The organism is Acinetobacter sp. AL9, assembly GCF_041464035.1.
Taxonomy (GTDB): Bacteria; Pseudomonadota; Gammaproteobacteria; order Pseudomonadales; family Moraxellaceae; genus Acinetobacter; species Acinetobacter towneri.
In genome coordinates, this window is record NZ_JAYFSK010000177.1 from 1 (window position 1) to 462 (window position 462).

Annotated in this window: 1 pseudogene; it reads right to left on the minus strand. The window is 40.0% G+C overall.

Going from position 1 to position 462, the window contains the following annotated elements:
* Positions 1–337, minus strand: a pseudogene (locus ACEO2X_RS14190) (DDE-type integrase/transposase/recombinase); the annotation flags it as partial.
* Positions 338–462: the final 125 nt, after the last annotated feature.

The window sequence follows — 462 nt, forward strand, 5'->3', positions numbered from 1 at the left end:
AATATTCAATCACCTCTGTTTTGTATAAGCCATTCACCGTTTCAGCCAAAGCATTATCGTATGAATCACCAGTCGTACCGACTGATGCTCGTAAATTTGCAGCTTCTAAACGATTGGTATAGCGAATAGAAAGATATTGAACACCTCTATCGGAATGATGAATCACATTCTTTGGCATGCCTCGATCGTGCAATGCTTGCTCAAGTGCATCGAGCACCATATCTGTATTCATCCGTGTAGATACTTTCCATCCAACAATTGCTCGTGAGAACACATCAATAATAAAGGCGGTATAGACCCAGCCTGAATGAGTTTGAATATACGTAAAGTCACTCACCTGAGATACCGTCTTGGTAGTCAATCAGGTTTTGAGATTATTCGACCAATAAATAATCTCTTTGATAGGCAGTCTGATGTTTTAAAACGCCATAACACAGATGTATAAGCTTGCGCATTGCAGCA